Origin of the sequence: Mycobacterium sp. ACS1612 (assembly GCF_001667505.1) — a bacterium.
In the GTDB taxonomy this organism is placed as follows: Bacteria; Actinomycetota; Actinomycetes; order Mycobacteriales; family Mycobacteriaceae; genus Mycobacterium.
In genome coordinates, this window is sequence record NZ_LZHZ01000022.1 from 116814 (window position 1) to 135483 (window position 18670).

Genomic DNA, 18670 nt, shown 5'->3' on the forward strand with positions numbered 1-18670 from the left:
GTACGCCATATTCCCGGCTATGTCACCGGTGTCAGAGAATCCGTGCCTCCGGTCTGACATCGGTGACATACTGGCCGCTGTCCGACCGCGAAAGGATGCTCGATGGCGACCATGCGCGACGTTGCCGAGCGGGCCGGTGTGAGCACCAAGACGGTCTCCCGAGTCGTCAACAACGACCGCTACGTCTCCGCCGATGTCCGGGAACGCGTCGAGCGAGCCATCGACGAACTTCAGTACGTGCCCAACATGCTCGCTGTCACATTCCGGAGCGGTCGCGACGCCGCGATCGGCGTTTCGGTGCCCGGCGTGGCGGACCCGTTCTTCGCCGGCATCATCGGCGCGGTCGAGCGCGAGGCAAGCCGCCGCGGGGTCGCGGTGATCGTGACCGGCGCCGGTTGGGAACCGTCGCACGAACAGCAGTCGATCGAGGCCGTGTTGAAGCGACAGGTGGCCGGAATGATCATTTGTCCGGTTGGCCGCGACATGTCCTATCTGCGGCCCTGGCAGCAGCGCACGCCGCTGGTGTTCGTCGACCGGGAGCCCGGCAAACTGTCAGCCGACACCGTGCTGCAGGACGACGTCGGAGGAGGCTACGACGCCACGCGGCATCTGATTTCGCATGGCCACCACAGCATCGCGTTCGTTGGTGACGACACGGTGACCGGTCTGCTGCGGCTCAAGGGTTTGCAGCAGGCGATGGATGAAGCCGGACTGCCGCAGCGCGACGATCTAATCCACGTCGGCGCCATCGACGAAGCCACCCTGACCGCGGAACTGCGTCGGATGCTCGCGGTGCCCGCCCCACCGAGCGCGGTGTTCTCCTCGAATGCCCGCGTCACCATTGCAGTCGTGACGACGCTGCAGGCGTTGCGCCGCAAGGACGTTGGGCTGGTGGGTTTTGGCGACTTCCCGACGGCCGCCGCGCTGAGCCCAGCCGTCACCGTCATCCATCAGGACGGCGACGCGATGGGACGCTTTGCCGCCGACCGGCTGTTCACCCGGCTGGATCAACCGCACCGGCGGCTCCGCCGACGCACGGTGCTGCCTGTGTCGCTGGTGACCCGCGCGTCGTGCGCGATGCCCGGCGAGAAGGTGCGCGCCGGGCACGGCGACGTCGTCAGTCCTGCAGCGTCGTGACCAGAATGGGGCGCTGCGGCGGACCGTCGAGCAGCGCGAGGATCGCGTCGAGGTCGGTGTGAGCGGTGAGCAGGTCGGCCATCAGGTCCAGTTGTGCGTCCCGGCGGGCCGCCACGTCGACATCGTCGGCGACGACGAACCCGGGCCCGGCGACTTCGCTCAGCCAGGTGCGGCGGAAGCCGTCGTTGTCCAGCAACCCATGCCAATGGGTGCCGTAGACGCGCCCGCGCCGGATGCCGACCGACATCCAGTCCTGCTCGGCATGGCGCTCGAGTTGACCATGGTGGATCTCGTAGCCGTGCAGCGGAGACTCCCAGTGCTGCAAAGTTTTTCGTGGCGAGAACGCGATGTCCGCGTCGAGCAGGCCGAGGCCCTCGACGACGCCGGCCTTGGATTCCACCAGGTCGTCGATGCGTTTGCACAGCATCTGGAAGCCGCCGCAGACGCCGAGCACCGGCTTGCCGTGTGCGGCGTGCTCGCGAATCGCTTCGGCCAGACCGCGCTCTTTGAGCCAATCCAGATCCGACACCGTGGCTTTGCTGCCGGGCAGCACCACCACGTCGGCGTCGCTCACGTCGGCGGGATCGGTCACCCACCGCACCAGCACACCGGGCTCACAGGCCAGTGCCTCCGCGTCGGTGGAGTTGGAGATGCGCGGCAACCGGATCGCGGCCACCCGCAGCCAGTCCGCGCCGCGCGGGGGCTGTGACACACCGAGCAGGCCGTGCACCGACAGCGAGTCCTCGGCGTCCAGCCACAGGTCCTCGGCGTATGGGATGACGCCGTAGGCCGGCCTGCCTGTCCGCCGGTGCAACTGGTCGAGGCCGGGCGCCAGCAGCGCGGGGTCGCCGCGGAACTTGTTGACGAGGAAACCAGCGATGAGTCGCTGGTCGTCGGGTTCGAGCACCGCGACGGTGCCGTGCAGATGCGCCAGCAGGCCGCCGCGGTCGATGTCGCCGACCAGGACGACGGGCAGGTCCGCCGCACGGGCCAGGCCCATGTTGGCCAGATCGGTTGCCCGCAAGTTGATTTCTGCAGGCGAGCCCGCGCCTTCGCAGATCACTGCATCGAATTCGCTTCGCAGCGACCGCAATTCGTCAGACACCACCGCGGCCAGCCGGTCGCGGTGCTTGAAGTAGTCGCCCGCACTGACGGTGTCGACCACCTGACCGCGCAGCACCAGTTGCGACGTGCGGTCACTTCCGGGTTTGAGCAGGATCGGGTTGAACCGGACGCTCGGCGACAATCCCGCGGCGCGGGCCTGCATGGCCTGGGCCCGACCGATCTCGCCGCCCTCGACGGTGACCGCCGAGTTGTTGGACATGTTCTGCGCCTTGAACGGCGCGACGCGAACGCCCTTGCGCGCCAAGAGCCGGCACAGTCCCGCCACGACCATGGACTTACCCGCGTCGGACGTGGTCCCCGCGATCAGCAGCGCACCGCTCATTTTTCTCCGGTGAGCAGACGCAAAACTGCCCATTTTTCCGCCGAAACAGGCAGTTTTGCGTCTGCTCGCGGGGAGAGCGTCACAGCTGGGTCAAAATGTCCGCGCCGTCGTCGGTGACCACCAGCGTGTGCTCGAATTGCGCGGTCCACTTCTTGTCCTTGGTGGCCACGGTCCAGCCGTCGTCCCAGATCTCGTAGTCCAGCGTGCCGAGATTGATCATCGGCTCGATGGTGAACGTCATACCCGGCTCGAGCACGGTCTCAACGGCAGGCTGGTCGTAGTGCAGTACCACCAAGCCGTTGTGGAAAGTGGTGCCGATGCCGTGTCCGGTGAAATCGCGAACGACGTTGTAGCCGAACCGGTTTGCATACGACTCGATCACCCGGCCGATCACCGAGAGCTGCCTGCCGGGTTTGACGGCCTTGATCGCGCGCATCGTCGCTTCCTGGGTGCGCTCGACAAGCAGTCGGTGCTCCTCGGACACGTTGCCCGCCAGGAAGGTGGCGTTGGTGTCACCGTGCACGCCGTCGATGTAGGCGGTGACGTCGATGTTGACGATGTCGCCGTCCTCGATCACGGTCGAGTCGGGGACGCCGTGGCAGATGATCTCATTCAGCGAGGTGCAACACGACTTCGGGAAGTCCTTGTAGCCCAACGTCGACGGGTAGGCGCCGTGATCGATCATGTACTGGTGCGCGATGCGGTCCAGTTCGTCGGTGGTCACACCGGGTGCCACGGCCTTTCCGGCCTCGGCGAGCGCGCCCGCCGCGATGCGGCCCGCGACGCGCATCTTCTCGATCACCTCGGGCGTCTGCACCCATGGTTCGGCGCCCTCTTGGACCGTCGGCTTCCACACATATTCGGGGGGCTCGATCGAGCGCGGCACCGGCAGCGTCGGTGACAGCACGCCGGGGCGAAGGGCAGTGCGAACGGGCATGACGCCAGCGTAACCGGGCCGTCTCTCGCTAAATTCGGGTGCCATGACCAATGACGAGGTTGACCAGCAATTCGCCACGCAGTTCGCCGAGCGGTTCGCCGACACGTGGCGGACTCCGGACTTGGCCAAGCACGAGGCGTTGTGGAGTGACGACATCGTGGTGGTCCAGCCGATGATGGGCACCCTGCGGGGCAGGCAGGCCTGCCGGGCGGCCTTTCAGCGGTTGTTCGCGCTGGTGCCCGACCTGCACGCCGACGTGCACCGGGTCGGGTACGGCGGAAACGCGGTGTTCATCGAGTTCACGTTGAGCGGAACGTACGGCGGCAAGCCGATCGCGTGGGATGCCGTCGACCGCTTCACCTTCGCCAACGGCCTGATTGCCGAGCGGGTCTCGTATTTCGACTCCACGCCGCTGATCGGCAAGTTGGTCGCCCGCCCGGCGGGCTGGGACCGGCTGGTCCGCATCGGGTCGCAGTTGTTCCGGCGCTAACGACGGTCGAAGCGGCCGAACCGCAACGACCGCCGGGGGCCCCGGATGTCGACCGAACCACAGACCACCTTGCCCGTGAGGATGACGTGTGGCCTGCCTTCGGCGGGAGCATCTTTGCGGTGATCGCGGGCGCTACCGACGTTGACCTCCACGTCGTCGATCGACGCGCTTGCCCCGTCGGGGAGCCGCAGATCCAGCCCGCCGAATCGCATGTCCAGCTCGATGACCACGATCGGCCCCGCGAAGCGGGCCTGGGTCAGGTCCAGGTCAACCGACCCCATCCGCCGCCGCAGGGCCAGTCGGGTCGGCACGATCCACTCCCCCTGGCGTTTGAGCGAGCCGAGCACGCCGCGCAATTCGACGCGGTCTGTGGCGGTGGTGACGATCGCCCCCGGGCCGGGTAGGTCGCCGACGAGCGCGTCGAGGTCGGTCCGCAGCCGCGCCTGCGACACCAGTGCGGAGCGCTCCTCGAACTCTTCGATGTCGATCAGCCCGAGCGCGACGGCGTTGTGCAGCCGGCGCAGCGTGCCGTTGCGGTCGGCATCCGAGATGCGCATCGCGTATTCACCGTTGGTCTCCGTCATAGCCGCTACCAACGGTACCGCTGCCGGGCCGGCCATCCGCGTCACGCCGAGTAGTCGGGCGGCAGTTGGTCGAACATGCCCCGCAGCATCCGCACCGCGTACTCCGACGACCCGCCGCCGACGATCAACGCCGCGAACGCCATATCGCCGCGGTAGCCGGCGAACCACGAATGCGAACCGCCGTCGAACTCGGCCTCACCGGTCTTGCCGCGCACGTCGCCCAAACCGGCGAGATCCTTGGCGGTGCCGTTGGTGACCACCAACCGCATCATCGGCCGCAGCCCGTCGAGCATCTTCTGCGTGATCTGGCCCTGATCACCGTTCACCACCGTCTGCCTGCCCTCGATCAGTTGCGGCACAGGGGTTTTGCCCGCCGCGACCGTCGCTGCCACCAACGCCATCCCGAACGGAGTGACCAGCACCTTGCCCTGGCCGAAGCCGTCCTCGGTGCGCTCGGCGAGGTTGACCGTCGGCGGCACCGAACCGGTCAGCGTGTTGATGCCCTCGATCTGATAGTCGGCACCGAGCCCGTACTGCGCGGCGGCCATCGTCAAACCGCGCGGCGGCATCCTGCTCGCCAACTCCGCGAACGTGGTGTTGCACGAACTGGCGAACGCCCGCGACATCGGCACGACGCCGAGGTCGAAGCCGCCGTAGTTGGGCACGGTGCGGTGGCCGATGTCCAAGGTGCCGGGGCAGCCCAGCAGGGTGTTCGGCGTCGCCATATCGCGCTCGATCGCCGCCCCGGCGGTGACAATCTTGAACGTCGAACCGGGCGGATACAGCCCGGTGGTGGCCAGTGGCCCCTCGGCGTTGGCCGCCCCGTTCTGCGCAACCGCCAGGATCTCGCCGGTCGACGGTTTGATCACCACGATCATCGCTTTCTTACCGGTGGTGTTGACCGCGTTCTGCGCCGCGTTCTGCACCGACCGGTCCAGGCTGACGGTGACCGACGGCGCCGGGGCACCCGGCACCTCGTTGAGCACGTCGACGTCCACCCCGTTCTGGTTGACGCTGACCACCCGCCAGCCTGCCTCGCCGTCGAGTTCGTCGACCACCGCCTTCTTCACCTCGCTGACGATCTCGGGTGCGAACGTGTCGTCGGTCGGCAACAGTTCGGCCTGCGGGGTGATCACCACACCGGGCAGCGACCCGATGGCAGCCGAAACGCGATCGTGGTCGGCCTGCCGCAGCGTGATCACGCTCATCGGTTCCTTCGACGAACTGGCCTGCTCCGCCAACCGCTGCGGGTCCAGGGTGTTGTCGAAGGGACGCAACGCGTCGACCACGGCCCTGGCCGTCGGCATCAACGCGGCGCCGGCCGATTTCGCGTCCAGCGCATAGTGATACAGGTAACCGGGCACCAGCACGTCGGTGCCGCCGCGCTCGTTGACCGACGCCGTGCGCGGCGGGTCGGCACGCAGCGCGAAGGTCTGGTGCTCGCCGAGTCGGGGATGCAGTCCGGTGGCGCTCCACCGGACCTCCCACTTGCCCTCGTCGCGAACCAAGTTCAGCTGCCCGTCGTAGGTCCACGTCCGGTTCTTCGGCAGATGCCAGGTGTAGCGGTAGGTGACGCTGCCGGTGTCGTCGGCCCACTTCGAGCCGAGGATCTGGGCGTCCAGGTGCTGCGCTTGCAGCCCGGCCCAGGCCTCGTTCAACGCGGCGCGCGCGTCGGCCGGTTTATCGGCCAACTCGGCGGCGGTCGCGGTGTCGCCGGTGGCCAGCGCGGCGAAGAACTTCTGCGCGGTCGGTTCGGGTCCGTTCGGTTTCGGGGTGCACGCGTTCAGCGAGGTGACCAGCGCGGCGGCGGTCAGCACACTCGCCGTCCGTGTTGCAGTTGAGAGCCAAGTTGCCATTGAGGCTGATGTTACGAATCCGAGACCGCAAAGCGGCGGAGGCGCACCGTGCGTCTCAGACGAGGAAACCGATGTCCCGGCGGCCGGGACCGATGACCGGTTCCGGGTCAGTGCCGATTGTGTGCACCAGCAGCTCGTGGTAGATGTCGCGGAAATCCGTGTCGCCCTTGAGGTCGCCGTCGTCGAGGTCGGTCAGGCTGGGTTGCTCCCCGTAGAAGCCGCCCTTGACCGGCTGACCGCAGATGAACACCGGGCCCGCCGTGCCGTGATCCGTGCCGTACGACGCGTTGGCCCTGACCCGTCGGCCGAACTCCGAATACACCATGACGACGACGTCCTTGCCGTGCGGATCGGTGCTCATCTCGCGCAGGAAGGGCGTCAGCGCCTCGTCGACGACGCTCAGGAGCTGCTGCTGTGATTCGCGTTCGTCGGTGTGCAGGTCGAAACCGCCGAGCGAGACCATGTAGACGCGGCTGGGCACCGCCGCCTTGACGCATCTGCTCACGACGTTGAGTTGGGCCGCCAGCGTGTTCTTGCCGTAGAGGTCGGCACTGGTGAGACCCCCCACGTTGGTGCCGCCCGATACGGCGGTGTCGCCGCTGGCGATGACCGGTTCGAGCGCCGAGCCGACTGCCCGGCTGGAGCGGTAGGCGGTGCGGATCGCGGTCATCGCCGCGGTGTCTTGTGGGTCGTCGACACCCACGGTGTCCAGCGCGGCCACCACCTCCGCGGGCAGCGGTGACATGTCGCGGGCCAGCGCCGAAGCGGTGTACTTCTCCCCCACCGCCATCGGTGGTAACACGGCGCCGATGTTGATCGCCCTGACCGGGTCATCGCCCGTGGCGTCCAGCCAGCGGCCGATCCAACCGGTGGGCACCGATTCCAGCGGCGACGCCGACTGCCAGATGTCCATCGACCGGAAATGACTGCGCGACGGCTTCGGATACGTCACGCCGCGCACGATCGCCAGCTTCTGCTCGTCCCACAGCTTGTGCAGGCCCTTCAGTACCGGGTTGAGCCCCAGCTGATCGTCGAGCGGTATCACTTCCCCTGGCGCATAGGCCAAGTCGGGTCGCGCATCGTGATAAGCGTTGTCCGGGAACGGGATAACGGTGCTCAGCCCGTCGTTGCCACCGTAGAGCGTGACGATCACCAGCACGCCCGCCCCGTCGGGCAGCTGAGCCCGCTCGGCGGCCTGCTGCAGATCCAACCAGCTACACGACGCCGCGCCGGCGAGCAGGCCCGCCGCGCCGACGCCGATGCTGGCGGTCAAGAACTTTCGCCGATTGATCTCTGCCATCTGAAAGCCGTTACGTCGTCAGGTATTCGGGTGTGCTGACTGCTGCCATGAAGAGAGCCCTCGGGTTCTTGGCGAAGGGTTTCAGTCCCGCGACCGTCTGATCCGTCCACGCGCCGACGCCGATCAGATAGCCCGCGGCGTCGATGCGTTCGTTCTTACCTACCTCTTCGATCACCGACAGGTCGCCGCGGTCGGCCAGTTCGCCGACCGCCCAGGTTTGGGACGTGATGCTCGCGGTCGACACCCACGCGCGGCCCTGCGGCCATCCCGCGACATCCGGTGGGTAGAGCGGTTTTTGACCGAGCACGGTCAAGATGTCGAAGGCCGTGCCTGCCTCTGCGTCGCTGTCCAGCGTCAGTTCGAGCGTGCGGACCACGCCGAGCAACCACTCCATGGGGTTGTTCACCGACGAGGCGGTGACGAATTCCGGGTCGAGCAGAATCGCCTTGGTCAGCGCCTTGAGGTCGCGGCCTTGGCCGTACGCGCTGACGAGGCGGGCGAGTGTCTGCGGCGACGGCGGCGCGTCCGATGCCAGCTGTTTCCACAGCCTGGTCGCGACGTACGGCGCCGACGCCGGATGGTTCAGCACCGCATCGCAGAACCCCTCAGCGTCCAGGTCACCCGACTGGCCCAGCACCGTCTTGGTCTGCGAATCGTGTTTGTCGGCAACGACTTTGGTTTGTCCGTCCCGTGCGACGGTCCAGCCGGTCAATGCTCTGGCGCCCTCTTTGACGTCTGACTCGGTGTAGCCGTTGCCCTCGCCGAGTGTGAAAAGCTCCATGAATTCGCGCGACAGGTTCTCGTTCGGCGACGACGCGACATTGTCCTTACCGTCCAGCCAGGACAACATGGCGGCGTCGGTCAACATCGCGTAGGCCAGCGTGCGGAAGTCGCCGAGCGCCAGCGTGCGCAGCTTCTGATTCTGGGCAGCCATGTAGGTGGCGTAGCGGACCTTCGCCGTCGACGTGGCGAAATGGTTGTGCCAGATCAGCGTCAGCTTCTCGTGGATCGGCTCGTGCACCGCCGCGATTCGGCGCACCCACCAGTGCGCCAGTTCCGTCGCCTGTGAGGAGATCAGGTTGTCCCGGGCCAGCAGCGCCGCCGACAACTCGTCGCCGACCAATTCATCGGGCCAGCCCGGCGCGGGCGGGAAGACCGGCATCGGTGTGGCGATGGCGCCTGGATCGGATTCGGGGTCCGCGTCGAGCAGCGTGTCGAGGTAGGTCGACCAGTCCTGGCCGACGACCGCGTCGACGCGCGGCCCCGACGTGCCGAACCCCGTTCGTCGCAACAGACGCGCAGTGGCGATCCACTGTGGTGACTGCGCCGACATACCTAGACCCCCAGTCGCTGACGGGTCAGTTGGCTAAGTCTGCGGAGGCGTGACTGACCCGTCGCTGCCCACAGCGTAGGCGATCAGCAATCGGTTCGACGGCTGCTTGCAAAGGCAACAGCAGTTGCTGGTTCAGGGCCCCGCGGCGGGTGCGCGGACCACGAGAGGCACCGCGGGGAAGTACGCGGCCATCTCCGAGCGTGACTTGCGCAGTGTCGCCGTGCCGTATCCCTGCTTGCGGTACGCGGGGTGGATCCAGATCCGGACGTTGACCTCGCCGCCGGAGAGCTCCCCGAACACCATGCCGACCTTCTCCGAGCCGTCGATGGCCACCAGCCAGGCCGCTTCTTCGGCGTCGACGCGACGCAGCGCGGCGCGGATCTCGTCGTCGAGGTCACCGGGCGGCGCGCCGGAGCCGTCGCCGGCGGCGCGCACGTCGTCGGTACGGGCGGCGAAGAGGTCGCGGTCCTGATCCGCCGCGAACGGGCGCAGCACCAGATTCTGTCCCGGCACGGGCGGCGGTTCGGCGATGAACGTCAGCTGACTGTTCAGATCCTCGAGTTCGGCGGCGATCCTGTCCCGCGACACTTTCGTCAGCCTGTCGAACGACAGCCGCAGCACCGCCTCGGCTGCCACCGGCGTCGTGCCGACCAGCCGGGCGATCGCCTCGATGGCGGCGTCGTAGTCCTGCGATTCGACGACCGCATCGAGCAGTTCGTGGCGGCGGTCGAGCGCGCGGACCATCGCACGAGCGATCTCCCTGCGTTCGATCTTGTTGTCGTGCTCCGTCATACCGCCAGACGCTAGTCCAGAAGGACGGTCGCGAAGGTGCCGACCTGTTGGAAACCGATGCGCGCGTAGGTGGCGCGGGCAACGGTGTTGAAGTCGTTGACGTACAGGCTTGCGACGCGGCCGCTGCGTACCACCGCCGAAGCCAGCGTCGCAGTGCCCGCGGTGCCCAGGCCGCGGCCGCGGTAATCGGGATGCACCCAGACACCCTGGATCTGGCCCACCGACGGCGACTGCGAGCCGACCTCGGCCTTGAACACCACCTGACCGCGCTCGAACCGCGCCCACGCGCGGCCCGCGGCGATCAGGCCCGCGACGCGCCGCCGGTAGCCGCGCCCGCCGTCGCCGATACGCGGATCGATGCCGACCTCGCCGATGAACATGTCGATGGCCGCCACCAGATAGGCGTCGAGCTCGTCGACGCGAACCGGGCGCACCGCCGGGTCGATCGGCGACTGCGGCGCGGCGGCCAACGCCATCAACGGTTGTTGTTCGCGCACATCACGTGCCGGACCCCAGGCCTGCTCCAGGCGCCGCCACATGGGCATCACGTATTCGGCGCGGCCCACCAGTGACGAGCAGCGCCGCGCGGTGCTCATGGCCTTGTCCGCGAACGCGTTCAGATCGGTGAGCTCACCGCGCAGCGGGATCAGATTCGCCCCGGCGAAGCACAGCGACTCACTGACCCGCCGACGCGTCCACAGTTCACCGCCGATGGCCGACGGTTCGACACCGTGTTCGGCGACCCGCGACGCCACCATGCAGGAACCGACGGGATCGTCGTCGAGCACCTGGCGCACGGCCGCGGCGTCATGAACCACCGATACCCGTCGGTCGTCGACAAGGCGGAATAGCGGCGGAGCCGACATGGGCGCTCTTTCTAACCGATGCTGGGGCTGGTGACCCTGCTCACAGGGTCATGCTCAGCTTACGGTCACAACCGGCGTACCGCTGGCAGATGTTTCGTCACCACGCTCCTCCGCGATTCGCATGGCCTCTTCGATCAACGTCTCGACGATCTGCGCCTCGGGCACGGTCTTGATGACCTCACCCTTGACGAAGATCTGCCCCTTGCCGTTTCCGGATGCGACGCCGAGGTCCGCCTCGCGCGCTTCGCCGGGACCGTTGACGACGCAGCCCATCACGGCGACGCGCAACGGAACGTCCATGCCCTCCAGGCCCGCGCTGACCTCGTTGGCCAACGTGTAGACGTCGACCTGCGCGCGCCCGCAGGACGGGCAGGACACGATCTCGAGCGAGCGCGGCCGCAGATTCAGCGATTCCAGGATCTGGTTGCCGACCTTGACCTCTTCGATCGGCGGCGCCGACAGCGACACCCTGATGGTGTCGCCGATGCCCCGCGACAACAACGCGCCGAACGCGACAGCCGATTTGATCGTGCCCTGAAACGCCGGGCCCGCTTCGGTGACGCCGAGGTGCAGCGGGTAGTCGCACTGGGCGGCCAACTGCTCGTAGGCAGCGACCATGATCACGGGATCGTTGTGCTTGACGCTGATCTTGATGTCGCCGAAGCCGTGCTCCTCGAACAGCGAGGCCTCCCACAGCGCCGATTCGACGAGCGCTTCGGGGGTGGCCTTGCCGTACTTCTCCATGAACCGCTTGTCCAGCGAGCCCGCGTTGACGCCGATCCGGATCGGGATGCCCGCCTCGCCCGCCGCCTTGGCTACTTCCTTCACCCGGCCGTCGAATTCCTTGATGTTCCCGGGGTTTACCCGCACCGCGGCGCACCCCGCGTCGATGGCGGCGAAGATGTACTTCGGCTGGAAGTGGATGTCGGCGATCACCGGGATCTGGCTGTGCTTGGCGATCTCGGACAGCGCGTCGGCGTCCTCCTGACGCGGACAGGCCACCCGGACGATGTCGCAGCCCGATGCGGTCAGTTCGGCGATCTGCTGAAGCGTGGAGTTGACGTCGTGGGTCTTGGTGGTGCACATCGACTGCACCGCGATCGGATGGTCGCTGCCGATGCCGACATTGCCGACCATCAACTGGCGGGTCTTGCGGCGCGGCGCCAACGTCGGAGCAGGCGGGGCCGGCATACCCAGCCCAATTGCCTGGCCTGTCATGGTTTCTCCTACTGGAAAGGTCTGATCGGGTTGACGAAGTCAGCGGTCACCGTGAGCGCCATGTAGCCGATGACGAAGACGAGGATCACGTACGTGGCCGGCATCAGTTTGAGGTAGTTGACCGGCGGCGCCGCGTCGATGCGGCGCGCTCTACGGATCATATTGCGGATCTTCTCGAACACGGCAATCGCGATGTGGCCGCCGTCGAACGGCAGCAGCGGAACCAGGTTGATGGCGCCGAGCACGAAGTTCAACTGGGCGAGGAAGAACCAGAACGCCATGAAGTAACCGTGTTCGAAGGCGTCGCCGCCGATGATCGACGCGCCCACCACGCTGATCGGCGTATCGGGATCGCGCTGCCCGCCGCCGATGCTGTGCACGAGCGCACCGATCTTGGTGGGGATCTTCGCGAGCGACTTACCCAGTTCCACGGCGAGGTCACCGGTGAACGCGACCGTGCCCGGCACGGCGGTCACCGGGTTGAAGTGCTGGTATTTGACCGGGCCGAACTCGGAGGCCGAGACGCCGACCGCGGCCACCGTGGTCGGGCCCTGCGCGTCTTTCGACGTCCAACGCTGGGTGCGGGTGACGTCGACCATGGTGGTGAACTTCTTGCCGTCGCGTTCGATGACGAACTGCGTCGGACCGGTCAGCGCGCGCACCGCGTCGACCATCTCGTCGGGATTGGTGACGTCCTTGTCGCCGACCTTGACGATGATGTCGCCCGCCTTGATCCCAGCGGCGGCGGCGGGCCCGATGCCCTCGCACTTGCCCATCTGGTCTTTACTGAGTTGCGGTGCGACACAAGATGTTTCGGCAACGTAGGCCGCCGGCTGCGGATGCAGGTTCGGCAGCCCCCAGATCAATGCCATGCCGTAGATGAGCACCAGGCCGATGACGAAATTCATGCCCGGCCCTGCGAACAGCACCAGCACCCGCTTCCAGGTCTTCTGCCGGTACATCGCATATTTCTCGTCCTCGGGCGCGATCTCGTCGATCGCGGTCATGCCCGCGATGTCGCAGAAGCCGCCGAGCGGCACGGCCTTGACGCCGTATTCGGTGTGGCCGAGCTTGTTGGGCCGATGCGTCGACCACAGCGTCGGGCCGAACCCGACGAAGTAGCGGCGCACCTTCATCCCGGTGGCGCGCGCGGCCCACATGTGCCCGCATTCGTGCAGCGCCACCGACACCAGGATGAAGAGCGCGAACAGCGCGACGCCGATGATCCACATGATCATTTGGTGGTGACGACCTCCCGGGAAACTACGCTCTTTGCCCGGTCGCGGGCCCAGCGTTGCGCATCGAGCACGTCTTCCACGGTAGCGGGTTCGGCGGCCCACTGGTCGGCAGCGCGCAGGACCTCGGCGATCGTTCGCACAATCGACGGGAAGCGGATCCGGCCGTCGAGGAAGGCTGCCGCCGCTTCCTCGTTGGCGGCGTTGTAGACCGCGGTCAGGCAGCCGCCCCTGGTGCCGGCTTCTTTCGCCAGGTCGACCGCCGGGAACACCGTGGCATCGAGCGGCTCGAAGTCCCAGCTCGACGCGGTGGAGAAATCGCAGGCCAGGGCGGCGCCGGCGACACGCGCGGGCCAGCCCAGCGCCAGCGCGATGGGCAGCTTCATATCCGGCGGGCTGGCCTGGGCCAGCGTCGAGCCGTCGGTGAACGTCACCATCGAGTGCACGATCGACTGCGGGTGCACGACGACGTCGATCCGGTCGTACGGGATGCCGAACAGCAGGTGTGTCTCGATCAGCTCCAGCCCCTTGTTGACCAGCGACGCCGAGTTCAGCGTGTTCATCGGCCCCATCGACCAGGTGGGATGCGCGCCTGCCTGCTCGGGGGTGACGTCCTCGAGCCGTTCGGCGGGCCAGCCGCGGAACGGTCCGCCGGACGCGGTCAGCACGATCTTGGCCACCTCGTCGGGCGCGCCGCCGCGCAGGCACTGCGCCATCGCGGAGTGTTCCGAGTCGACCGGCACGATCTGCCCCGGCGCGGCGGCCTTGAGCACCAGCGGGCCGCCCGCGACCAGCGACTCCTTGTTGGCCAGCGCGAGCCGGGCGCCGCTGGCCAGCGCCGCCAGCGTGGGCGCCAGCCCCAGCGCGCCGACGAGCGCGTTGAGCACGACGTCGGCCTCGGTGTTCTCGACGAGTCTGGTGGCGGCATCCGCTCCGGCGTAGGTGACGTCGCCGACCTCGGCGGCTGCCGCGTCGTCAGCGACCGCGATGTTCGTCACGCCCGTCTGGGCGCGCTGCCGGGTCACCAGGTCGGGGTTGCCGCCGCCTGCGGCCAGCCCGACGACTTCGAAGCGGTCGGGGTTGGCGGCGATGACCTCCAGCGCCTGGGTGCCGATCGAGCCGGTGCTGCCGAGGATCAGCACGCGGGTTCTGCTCACTGCTTCATTGTGCCGCGCCGCGATTTCTCAGCGCGAGCGGCGGAAAAAATGACGCAAATGTGACGTGCCCCATCCGTGACGGGCCTCACGCCGAATCTCTGGTGTCAGTGCAGAGCGCGGGCACCATGCCCGTCACGACAAGGGAGCAAGAGCGTCATGAATGTTATTCACCGTCAAGCAGTATCGGTGGCGGGCCTGGCCGCGGTCGCGGTTTTCGGTTTGTCGGCGTGTTCGACCGACACTTCCACCGCGGCACCCGTCGAACCGGCGAGCCCGTCGTCGTCGGCGATGGCGACCCCGATGGATCAGCCCGTCGATCCCGGCGCCAGCCTGGTCGGACCGGGCTGCGCCGACTACGCCGCACAGAACCCCACCGGCCCCGGCTCGGTGACCGGTATGGCGCAGGATCCGGTGGCGGTGGCGGCGAGCAACAATCCGCTGCTCACCACGCTGACCGCCGCGATCTCGGGCAAGCTCAACCCCAACGTGAACCTGGTCGACACCCTCAACGGCGGTGAGTTCACGGTGTTCGCCCCGACCGACGCCGCGTTCGCCAAGATCGACCCGGCCACCATCGAGAAGCTGAAGACCGACTCGAACCTGCTGAGCAGCATCCTCACCTATCACGTGGTGCCCGGGCAGGCGAGCCCCGCTCAGGTCGTCGGGATGCACAAGACCGTGCAGGGCGGCCAGGTCGACGTGACCGGCATGGGCAACACCCTGAAGGTCAACAACGCAGGCGTGGTGTGCGGCGGCGTCCGTACCGCCAACGCGACCGTGTACCTGATCGACACGGTCCTGATGCCGCCTGCCGCCTAGGTCACCAACCCTCGCGAGCAGACGTAGAACTGCCCATTTCGCGCCGAAATCAGGCAGTTCTATGTTCCCTACCCGAGCTGGGCCCCGGTGGCCCAGCTCGGGTAGGGGCCCAGCTCGCGCCATGAAGGCGGACGCCCCCATGTTCACACTCATCCTGATCGGCTTCCTGGGCGGCTTGATCACCGGCATCTCGCCGTGCATCCTTCCCGTGCTACCGGTGATCTTCTTCTCCGGCACCCCGAGCGGTGGGGTGAAGGCCCGGCCGTACCGCGTGATCGCCGGTCTGGTGCTGAGCTTTTCGGTTGTCACACTGATCGGCTCGGCGCTGCTGTCGCTGCTACGACTGCCTCAGGACGCGATCCGCTGGGTGGCGCTGGCGGCACTGGTGGCCATCGGCGTCGGGCTGATCTTCCCGAAATTCGAAGCGCTGCTGGAGAAACCGTTCTCCCGGCTGCCGCAGAAGCAGTTCGGTTCCGGCAGTAGCGGTTTTGGGCTCGGTCTGGCGTTGGGCGTGCTGTACGTGCCGTGCGCGGGCCCAGTGCTCGCGGCCATCGTGATCGCCGGTGCGACGGGGACGATCGGGCTGCCGACGGTGGCGTTGACGGTGTCGTTCGCGGTGGGCGCGGGCCTGCCGCTGCTGTTCTTCGCGCTCGCAGGCCGTCGCGTCGCTGAACGGGTCGCGGCGTTCCGCGAGCGCCAACGTGAAATCCGCATCGTCGCAGGCGTTGTCACCATCCTGCTGGCGGTGGCGCTGGTGTTCAACCTGCCCGCAGCGCTGCAACGCACCATCCCCGACTACACCGCCAAGCTGCAGGAGACCGTCGGCGGCGACGAGCAGCTCCGCGAGAAACTGAACCTCGGCGGTCTAATCAACGACCAGAACGAGGACCTGGCCAAGTGCACCAACGGCGCAGCGGAATTGGAGAGTTGCGGCACGGCGCCCGACATCAAAGGCATCACCGGATGGCTCAATACCCCCAACGGTGCGGCCGTCGACCTGAAATCGCTTCGCGGCAAAGTGGTCATCGTCGATTTCTGGGCCTACTCGTGCATCAACTGCCAGCGCGCGATCCCGCACATCGTCGACTGGTACCGGGCCTATAAGGACGCCGGCCTCGAAGTGATCGGCGTGCACACACCCGAATACGCATTCGAGCGTGAGCCACGCAACGTCGCCAGCGGTGCCCGCGACCTGAACATCACCTATCCGGTCGCGCTGGACACCAACTACGCGACGTGGACCAACTACCGCAATCGTTACTGGCCGGCCAAGTATCTGATCGACGCCGCCGGCACCGTCCGCCATATCAAGTTCGGCGAGGGCGACTATGCACAAACCGAAACGCTGATCCGTCAACTACTTTCGGATGTCCGGCCCGATGTCACGCTTCCGACCCCGACCGAGGCTGCCGACACCACTCCCCCATCCGGCCTGACCCCGGAGACCTATCTGGGAGTCGGCAAGGTGGTCAATTACGGCGGCGGGCAGACCTATGACGAGGGCGAGGCTACATTCGACTACCCGGCCTGGCTGCCCGACGACACGTTCGCACTGCGGGGCGACTGGAAACTGGACTATCAGGGCGCGACGGCCGACGGATCGGGTGCCGGCATCAAATTGAGCTACCGCGCCCGCAATGTGTATCTGGTCGTCGGCGGCACAGGCACGGTGACCGTGACCCGCGACGGCGAGTCCAGGCAGATCCCAGTCAGCGGTCCGCCCACATTGCGCCAACTGGTCGGCGACGACGAGGTGCACCGGGCGACGGTCGAGGTCCAGTTGAGCGAAGGGCTGCAGGCGTTCTCGTTCACCTATGGGTGAGCGGCTCTGTCACACTTCAGTAAGGAAATCCCGCCGATCTTGGGCCGCCGTCGACGCTAGCCTCGACATGTGAGCTTCAAAGAGCGCGGCCTCGCAGCCCTGACGCTGGTCGTCGCGTTCGGCGCGGCGCTGCTGGCGTTGCACATCGGCGTGGAGCCCTCGCCCCGCGCGAACGCGTCGGTCGATGTTCCCGGGCCCACCGTCGATGAGCCCGTGGGTCAACCGGGCGTTAGTGAGACCGCCGTGTTGGCGGGCGGCTGTTTCTGGGGCGTTCAGGGCGTCTTCCAGCATGTGAAGGGTGTGTCGGCGGCGGTCGCCGGCTACGCCGGCGGCGATGCGTCGACGGCTCACTACAAAACAGTGGGGACGGGCACCACAGGGCATGCCGAATCCGTGCGCGTTTCCTACGATCCCAGCCAGGTGACATTCGGCCAGCTGCTACATGTCTTCTTCGCGGTCGTTCACGATCCGACCCAGATCAACCGGCAAGGACCCGACGTCGGCGACCAGTATCGCTCGGCGATCTTCCCGCAGAACGACATGCAGCAGCGGGTTGCCGAGGCGTACATCGCGCAACTCAACCAAGCGAAGGTCTTCGACGCACCGGTTGTCACACAGACGAAGAGGGACTCCGGCTTCTTCCCCGCCGAGGACTACCACCAGGATTACCTGAGCGAACATCCGGCCGCGCTGTACATCGCCACCTACGACATGCCGAAGGTCGACCAGCTGCGGCAACAGTTCCCGCAGTTGTATCGCGATCAGCCCGTGCTGGTGCACGCGGTCAACGCCGGCTAGCCGCTGACGGATCGACGGTAGCCTCGATCTTGACGACAAGACCGTCCTGCACGGTCAACACCAACACCACCAACAGCGCGCGGCCCGCGTAACCGAGCACCTCTCCCGCGGGCCCGGTGACCAGAGTCAAGCCACCGCCGAGGAAGCGAAGAAGGTTGGGCGCCACCGCATCCCGGCCGTGGTTGATCTGCGGCGGGCCGCCGCCCACGAACGTCGCCGCGCCCCAGACGGTCGGGTCCAGCACAGCGGTCAGCGACTCCAGGTCACCGTTCGCACATGCGGTGATGAACTTCTCGGTGACGATCCTGTGCTCGACATCGGTGACGTCGGACGGCCGCGCCGCAGAGTCCGCGAACTTGGTCCTGGCCCGCCGCGCCAGTTGCCGGCAAGTGCCGACCGGCCTGCCCACCGTCTCGGCGATCTCATCGAAAGGCATTGCGAACACGTCGTGCAGGATGAACGCCACCCGCTCAGCGGGGCTCAGCCGGCGTAGCACTTCCAGCAATGCGGTGCGCACCTCATCGTCGAGGGTGACCCGATCGGCCGGGTCGGCGTCCCGCGCCGCGGGCGCATCGAGCCCGCCCATCTCGTCGGGTTGTTCGTGACGGGCCCGCGCTGACCGCAACTGGTCCAGACAGAGCCGCCCAGCGACAACGGTCAGCCAGGCGCGCACATCGTCGACGTGCGACGCGCGCGACAGCCGAAGCAGCGCCTCCTGCGCGACGTCCTCCGCCTCCGCCACGTCACCAAGCATCTGATACGCGAGGTTCACCAGGTACGGGCGGTGGCTGCGCACCGCGGCGTCTATCGGGCCCACGAAGTAGTGACGAAACGCGGCCCGGAAAAGTTACCGCGGCCGCCATGTAACTTTCCGTCGCG

General features: G+C 67.2%; 17 protein-coding genes. 5 read left to right on the forward strand and 12 right to left on the reverse strand.

The features are described from left to right. The first annotated feature begins 102 nt into the window (after window positions 1-102). Window positions 103-1137 (forward strand): LacI family DNA-binding transcriptional regulator, encoded by a 1035-nt coding sequence (locus A5724_RS09105; RefSeq protein WP_067799569.1) that lies wholly within the window; start codon window positions 103-105, stop codon window positions 1135-1137. Here A5724_RS09105 and A5724_RS09110 read toward each other — a convergent pair. Both A5724_RS09110 and map read right to left on the reverse strand, forming a co-directional pair. Beyond that, window positions 1118-2584 (reverse strand): cobyric acid synthase, encoded by a 1467-nt coding sequence (locus tag A5724_RS09110; RefSeq protein ID WP_067799572.1) that lies wholly within the window; start codon window positions 2582-2584, stop codon window positions 1118-1120. The two genes, A5724_RS09105 and A5724_RS09110, sit on opposite strands and share 20 nt — an antisense overlap. A 79-nt stretch (window positions 2585-2663) precedes the next feature. Beyond that, complete coding sequence (gene map, locus A5724_RS09115) at window positions 2664-3521, reverse strand: type I methionyl aminopeptidase (RefSeq protein WP_067799575.1); 858 nt, start codon at window positions 3519-3521, stop codon at window positions 2664-2666. 43 nt (window positions 3522-3564) lie between these two features. Here map and A5724_RS09120 point away from each other — a divergent pair, with 43 nt between their 5' ends. Continuing rightward, window positions 3565-4011, forward strand: a complete 447-nt coding sequence (locus A5724_RS09120; RefSeq protein WP_067799579.1) for a nuclear transport factor 2 family protein — start codon at window positions 3565-3567, stop codon at window positions 4009-4011. Here A5724_RS09120 and A5724_RS09125 read toward each other — a convergent pair. The 9 genes from A5724_RS09125 to dxr all read right to left on the reverse strand — a co-directional run bounded on the left by A5724_RS09125 (window position 4008) and on the right by dxr (window position 14376). After that, entirely contained in the window at window positions 4008-4595 is a 588-nt protein-coding gene (locus tag A5724_RS09125) for a DUF1707 domain-containing protein (protein ID WP_067799841.1), read from the reverse strand. The genes A5724_RS09120 and A5724_RS09125 overlap by 4 nt on opposite strands. Window positions 4596-4636: 41 nt before the next feature. Further along, window positions 4637-6451, reverse strand: coding sequence for a penicillin-binding transpeptidase domain-containing protein (locus A5724_RS09130; protein ID WP_067799582.1), 1815 nt, complete (start codon window positions 6449-6451; stop codon window positions 4637-4639). A gap of 55 nt (window positions 6452-6506) precedes the next feature. Next, window positions 6507-7751 (reverse strand): DUF1501 domain-containing protein, encoded by a 1245-nt coding sequence (locus A5724_RS09135; RefSeq protein WP_067799585.1) that lies wholly within the window; start codon window positions 7749-7751, stop codon window positions 6507-6509. A gap of 10 nt (window positions 7752-7761) precedes the next feature. After that, a complete protein-coding gene (locus A5724_RS09140; protein ID WP_067799589.1) occupies window positions 7762-9084 on the reverse strand; it encodes a DUF1800 family protein in 1323 nt (440 codons plus the stop codon). Window positions 9085-9216: 132 nt separating this feature from the next. Continuing rightward, window positions 9217-9876: a GNAT family N-acetyltransferase gene (locus A5724_RS09145; RefSeq protein ID WP_067799592.1), complete on the reverse strand. Its 660-nt coding sequence runs from the start codon at window positions 9874-9876 to the stop codon at window positions 9217-9219. Window positions 9877-9887: 11 nt separating this feature from the next. Next, window positions 9888-10742, reverse strand: coding sequence for a GNAT family N-acetyltransferase (locus A5724_RS09150; RefSeq protein ID WP_067799595.1), 855 nt, complete (start codon window positions 10740-10742; stop codon window positions 9888-9890). 54 nt (window positions 10743-10796) lie between these two features. Next, window positions 10797-11960, reverse strand: coding sequence for a flavodoxin-dependent (E)-4-hydroxy-3-methylbut-2-enyl-diphosphate synthase (gene ispG / locus A5724_RS09155; protein ID WP_156752204.1), 1164 nt, complete (start codon window positions 11958-11960; stop codon window positions 10797-10799). An 8-nt stretch (window positions 11961-11968) separates the two neighbouring features. Then, window positions 11969-13195 carry an RIP metalloprotease gene (locus tag A5724_RS09160; RefSeq protein WP_067799847.1) on the reverse strand — a complete coding sequence of 409 codons (1227 nt, stop codon included), beginning with the start codon at window positions 13193-13195 and terminating at the stop codon, window positions 11969-11971. Beyond that, window positions 13195-14376: a 1-deoxy-D-xylulose-5-phosphate reductoisomerase gene (dxr, locus tag A5724_RS09165; RefSeq protein ID WP_197518599.1), complete on the reverse strand. Its 1182-nt coding sequence runs from the start codon at window positions 14374-14376 to the stop codon at window positions 13195-13197. The genes A5724_RS09160 and dxr overlap by 1 nt, the downstream gene beginning before the upstream one ends. Before the next feature lie 132 nt (window positions 14377-14508). On the opposite strand from dxr, the gene A5724_RS09170 reads away from it, so the two are divergent. From A5724_RS09170 to msrA, 3 genes are all read left to right on the forward strand, one after another. Further along, window positions 14509-15171: a fasciclin domain-containing protein gene (locus A5724_RS09170; RefSeq protein WP_067799601.1), complete on the forward strand. Its 663-nt coding sequence runs from the start codon at window positions 14509-14511 to the stop codon at window positions 15169-15171. Window positions 15172-15310: 139 nt separating this feature from the next. Further along, a complete protein-coding gene (locus A5724_RS09175; RefSeq protein ID WP_067799850.1) occupies window positions 15311-16993 on the forward strand; it encodes a cytochrome c biogenesis protein DipZ in 1683 nt (560 codons plus the stop codon). 69 nt (window positions 16994-17062) lie between these two features. Beyond that, on the forward strand, window positions 17063-17791 hold the full coding sequence (gene msrA / locus A5724_RS09180) for a peptide-methionine (S)-S-oxide reductase MsrA (protein ID WP_067799604.1): 729 nt from the start codon (window positions 17063-17065) through the stop codon (window positions 17789-17791). On the opposite strand, the gene sigI is transcribed toward msrA, so the two are convergent. Continuing rightward, the gene (gene sigI, locus A5724_RS09185; protein WP_082964932.1) at window positions 17778-18608 is read right to left on the reverse strand and encodes an RNA polymerase sigma factor SigI; all 831 of its coding nucleotides are present in this window, start codon (window positions 18606-18608) and stop codon (window positions 17778-17780) included. The two genes, msrA and sigI, sit on opposite strands and share 14 nt — an antisense overlap. Window positions 18609-18670 lie beyond the last annotated feature (62 nt).

Excerpts from the sequence above, each read along its gene's own strand:
- A5724_RS09145 (WP_067799592.1), bottom strand. The coding sequence starts at position 9,876 with ATGACGGAGCACGACAACAAGATCGAACGCAGGGAGATCGCTCGTGCG.
- A5724_RS09105 (WP_067799569.1), top strand. The coding sequence starts at position 103 with ATGGCGACCATGCGCGACGTTGCCGAGCGGGCCGGTGTGAGCACCAAG.
- A5724_RS09110 (WP_067799572.1), bottom strand. The coding sequence starts at position 2,584 with ATGAGCGGTGCGCTGCTGATCGCGGGGACCACGTCCGACGCGGGTAAG.
- A5724_RS09125 (WP_067799841.1), bottom strand. The coding sequence starts at position 4,595 with ATGACGGAGACCAACGGTGAATACGCGATGCGCATCTCGGATGCCGAC.
- A5724_RS09130 (WP_067799582.1), bottom strand. The coding sequence starts at position 6,451 with ATGGCAACTTGGCTCTCAACTGCAACACGGACGGCGAGTGTGCTGACC.
- A5724_RS09120 (WP_067799579.1), top strand. The coding sequence starts at position 3,565 with ATGACCAATGACGAGGTTGACCAGCAATTCGCCACGCAGTTCGCCGAG.
- A5724_RS09170 (WP_067799601.1), top strand. The coding sequence starts at position 14,509 with ATGAATGTTATTCACCGTCAAGCAGTATCGGTGGCGGGCCTGGCCGCG.
- map (WP_067799575.1), bottom strand. The coding sequence starts at position 3,521 with ATGCCCGTTCGCACTGCCCTTCGCCCCGGCGTGCTGTCACCGACGCTG.
- A5724_RS09140 (WP_067799589.1), bottom strand. The coding sequence starts at position 9,084 with ATGTCGGCGCAGTCACCACAGTGGATCGCCACTGCGCGTCTGTTGCGA.
- A5724_RS09150 (WP_067799595.1), bottom strand. The coding sequence starts at position 10,742 with ATGTCGGCTCCGCCGCTATTCCGCCTTGTCGACGACCGACGGGTATCG.
- ispG (WP_156752204.1), bottom strand. The coding sequence starts at position 11,960 with ATGACAGGCCAGGCAATTGGGCTGGGTATGCCGGCCCCGCCTGCTCCG.
- A5724_RS09175 (WP_067799850.1), top strand. The coding sequence starts at position 15,311 with ATGTTCACACTCATCCTGATCGGCTTCCTGGGCGGCTTGATCACCGGC.
- A5724_RS09135 (WP_067799585.1), bottom strand. The coding sequence starts at position 7,751 with ATGGCAGAGATCAATCGGCGAAAGTTCTTGACCGCCAGCATCGGCGTC.